The sequence below is a fragment of the Actinotalea sp. JY-7885 genome, from assembly GCF_014525465.1.
Lineage (GTDB): Bacteria > Actinomycetota > Actinomycetes > Actinomycetales > Cellulomonadaceae > Actinotalea.
The window spans coordinates 1-3,120 of sequence record NZ_JACEXH010000262.1 but is presented as its reverse complement, the minus strand read 5'-3'; the positions used below and the strand labels follow the sequence as shown (position 1 = coordinate 3,120).

Sequence of the window (3,120 nt, the reverse complement as noted above, 5' to 3'; positions counted from 1 at the left end):
CCCTGCGCGCTGCGGCGCGCCAGCGCCGTGCGGAGCGTGGGCCCGAGCCCCGCGGGGTAGGGGCCGAGCACCTCGTCGAGCCCGGGGGCCGGGACGAGCGGGGCTCCGGGCGCCGGCGCGGCGCCCTCCACGACGTCGGGGCTCCACAGCAGCGCCAGGTCCCACGCGACGGCGACCGCGGGCGCGACGTCGTCGGGCCGGGCCCCGGTGGCTGCGGCAAGGTCCGCCTCAGTCAGGGGTGCGCGGCCGCCGTCGTCGGCGCGGCCGTCCGCGGGGAAGAGCGCGAGCGCGGCCTCCAGGACGTGCAGGACGACGACGTCGACGCCCGCGAGGGCGCGGTCCAGGCTGGCGCGGTTGGCGGCGCGCGCGGCGAGCGCCCTGAGGGTCGCCGGTGGCGGGGCCGCCAGGTCGGGACGTCCGTCGAGCAGCGCGGCGAGACCCGCTTCCCCGCGGGCGCGCAGGTGCTCGGTGAACGTGGTCATCCGTCCCACGATACGTGCGCGCGTGGGGTCGCCGGTGCGCGGGCGGGGACCCGGACCACCCGCGGCTCGGCCTCCCGGGGCGGACGGTAAGGTTGTCGACATCGCGTCTGCAACATGGCGCGTCCACGAGCTGAGGAGAATCCCCCCATGGAGATCGCCCGGGACCTGCTGCTGGTCCTCCACTTCGTCGGCCTCGCGAGCCTGCTCGGCGGGTTCCTCGTCCAGATGAAGCCGAAGACCAAGAAGATCGACGCCGCGATGTTCCACGGTGCGCTCACGCAGCTCGTCACGGGCGTCGCGCTCGTCGGCATGGCCTACGCGCTCGGCAACGGCGAGCATGTCGACAACCTCAAGATCGGAATCAAGACGCTCGTCCTGCTGGTCATCTTCGCGCTGGTGCTGCGGGGCCGCCGTCAGCAGAGCGTCAGCACGGGTGTGTGGGGCGCGATCGGCGGCCTGACCCTGCTCAACATCATCGTCGCCGTCGTCTGGTGAGCCGGCGGGCGCGCGGCCGGTAGCCTGGGGCGGTCAGCCTTCTCTTCTCCGTCAGGGGTCCAGGTGCCTACCGGCAAGGTCAAGTGGTTCGACGCCGAGCGCGGCTTCGGTTTCATCGCCAGCGACGAGGGCGACGAGGTCTTCCTGCACGCCTCCGCGCTGCCCGCGGGCGTGACCGCCCCCAAGCCCGGCACCAAGGTGGACTTCGGCGTCGCCGACGGCCGCCGCGGCCCGCAGGCCCTGTCGGTCAAGTTCCTCGAGCCGCTGCCCTCGGTCGCGAAGGCCCAGCGCAAGCCGGCCGACGACATGGCAATCATCGTCGAGGACCTCATCAAGGTCCTGGACTCGGTGGGCAACGGCCTGCGCCGCGGTCGCTACCCGGAGAAGGGCAAGGCGTCGCAGGTCGCCTCCCTGCTCCGCGCCGTCGCCGACGACCTCGAGGCCTGAGATGGCGGCCGCCACCAGGTCTCCCGCCAAGGACGCCGTCCTCGCCTCGGCCGTCGACCTCGCCCGGGCCGCCGCCCAGGAGGTCGCGGACCGTCCGGAGCTGGTCGGCGAGCACCTCGGGGTCGTGGTCGAGGGCGAGCGCCTGGTCTCGCACCGCTTCGCCTCCACCGCCCCCGGCTACCGCGGCTGGCACTGGAGCGTCACGGTGGCGCGCGTCCCGCGCGGCCGCACCGCGACCGTGTGCGAGGTCCACCTCCTGCCCGGCGACGACGCGCTGCTCGCACCGGAGTGGGTGCCGTGGGCCGACCGCCTGCGCCCGGGAGACCTCGGGACCGGCGACGTCCTGCCGTACCTCCCGGACGACGACCGGCTCGAGCAGGGCTACGAGGCCACGGGTGACGCCGACGCCGACGAGCTCGCCATCTTCGAGCTCGGGCTCGGGCGCGAGCGCGTGCTCTCCCCCCGCGGCCGATCCGAGGCCGCGGAGCGCTGGTACGCCGGCTCGCACGGGCCGACGGCGCCGGCCGCCCTCGCCGCGAGCGCGCCGTGCTCGACGTGCGGGTTCCTGCTGCTCATGGCGGGCTCGCTGCGCACCGAGTTCGGCGTCTGCGCCAACGAGTGGTCGCCCGACGACGGCCGCGTGGTGAGCATGGACCACGGCTGCGGTGCCCACTCGCAGACGGACGTCGCGCCCGCGCCCAGCGACTGGCCGGACCCGCCCGCGTCCGACGCGATGGACCTGGAGCTCGTCCGGCTGCTCGACCAGGCCGCGCCCCCGGCCGCCGAGCCCGAGGCCCAGGAGCCGGACGCCGGGTCAGACCCCCGGGAGTGACGGCCGACCGCTTCGCGACCGGACCGCTGCGCCGCGCGGTCCTCGCGGGCTGGTCGGACCACCCGCCGCGCTTCCGCGAGGACGCGAACGCGGAGGAGGACAACGCGCGGCGGTACTACCGCGACCGCGTCGTCGTCGAGCTCGCGCAGAACGCCGCCGACGCCGCGGCGCGGGCCGGCGGGCAGGGGAGGCTGGCACTCCACCTCGCGCGGACGGCGTACGGGGTGACCCTCACGGCCCGCAACACCGGCCGGCCGCTCGACGCCGCAGGGGTCGCGTCCCTGGCGTCGCTGCGCGCCTCCGCCAAGCACGACGACACCACCGTGGGCCGGTTCGGCGTCGGCTTCGCGGCCGTGCGCTCGGTCGCCGACGAGGTCACCGTCGCGTCCCGCACGGGTGCGGTGCACTTCTCCCTCGCGGCGACGCGGGCCGGCCTCCGCGACGCGCCCCCGGGGCTGTCCGAGGAGGTCGCGCGCCGGGGCGACGCGCTGCCGGTCCTGCGCCTGCCGTTCCCCGGGCCGGCGGCGGGGCACCCCGGTGAGCCCGGTGAGGGCTGGGACACCGCGGTGGTCCTGACCCTGCGCGACGACGTCGCGGTCGAGCGGGTCCGCGCCGAGCTCGCGGCGCTGGGCGACGTCCTGCTGCTCGCCCTGCCCGCGCTGACCTGCGTCGAGGTGCGCGACGAGGTCGGCGTCCCCGGCGGATCGGCCCGCGTCCTGCGCGACGTCGGGGAGCGGTGGGTCGTCGCGACCCGGACCGGCGTGCACGACGCGGCCCTGCTCGCGGACGCGGCGGTCGAGGACCGCGACCGCCGCGCGTGGCGGGTCACCTGGGCCGTCCGGCGGCCCGGCGCCACTGCCGACC

Annotated in this window: 4 protein-coding genes and 1 pseudogene; 4 read left to right on the top strand and 1 reads right to left on the bottom strand. The window is 76.4% G+C overall.

Annotated elements, in window-relative coordinates; translation table 11 throughout:
• Window positions 1–482: pseudogene (locus IDM29_RS15955) on the bottom strand (hypothetical protein); the annotation flags it as partial.
• A gap of 147 nt (window positions 483–629) precedes the next feature.
• Between IDM29_RS15955 and IDM29_RS15950 the strand changes: the two are divergent.
• The 4 genes from IDM29_RS15950 to IDM29_RS15935 form a co-directional block, all read left to right on the top strand.
• Window positions 630–977, top strand: a complete 348-nt coding sequence (locus IDM29_RS15950) for a hypothetical protein (RefSeq protein WP_182113084.1) — start codon at window positions 630–632, stop codon at window positions 975–977.
• A gap of 63 nt (window positions 978–1,040) precedes the next feature.
• The gene (locus IDM29_RS15945; protein WP_182113085.1) at window positions 1,041–1,424 is read left to right on the top strand and encodes a cold-shock protein; all 384 of its coding nucleotides are present in this window, start codon (window positions 1,041–1,043) and stop codon (window positions 1,422–1,424) included.
• 1 nt (window position 1,425) lies between these two features.
• Complete coding sequence (locus tag IDM29_RS15940) at window positions 1,426–2,256, top strand: DUF3027 domain-containing protein (RefSeq protein WP_182113086.1); 831 nt, start codon at window positions 1,426–1,428, stop codon at window positions 2,254–2,256.
• Window positions 2,253–3,120, top strand: an 868-nt coding sequence (locus IDM29_RS15935; RefSeq protein WP_375372429.1) for a sacsin N-terminal ATP-binding-like domain-containing protein, incomplete at its 3' end; no start/stop codon positions are given. The genes IDM29_RS15940 and IDM29_RS15935, both read left to right, overlap by 4 nt.

Excerpts from the sequence above, each read along its gene's own strand:
- IDM29_RS15940 (WP_182113086.1), top strand. The coding sequence starts at position 1,426 with ATGGCGGCCGCCACCAGGTCTCCCGCCAAGGACGCCGTCCTCGCCTCG.
- IDM29_RS15950 (WP_182113084.1), top strand. The coding sequence starts at position 630 with ATGGAGATCGCCCGGGACCTGCTGCTGGTCCTCCACTTCGTCGGCCTC.